Raw genomic sequence first — 239 nt, 5'->3', positions numbered from 1 at the left:
AAAACACTAAAATAAATATAATTAGTTTGATGCCAAATTATTGTAACATCCAAGATTCCATGTAAAATTACAACAACAGTTAAAGAAACAATTAGTCTAAACAATTTTCTTTTTCTTATGCTGTAAACTTTCTTAAATATTCCTATAAAAAGAGGAAGAATTATAAAATTTACTATAATAAAAAAATTAAATAGTAAGTCAAGCAAAATATTATGGGAATGATTTGCTGGATTTGTAAC

General features: G+C 22.2%; 1 pseudogene. It reads right to left on the bottom strand.

The window, feature by feature from the left end:
• Positions 1 to 239, bottom strand: a pseudogene (locus VJI93_RS09220) (O-antigen ligase family protein); the annotation flags it as partial.

The organism is Parvimonas sp. M20 (assembly GCF_035282425.1).
Lineage (GTDB): Bacteria > Bacillota > Clostridia > Tissierellales > Peptoniphilaceae > Parvimonas.
This window is presented reverse-complemented; position numbering and strand designations above follow the sequence as displayed.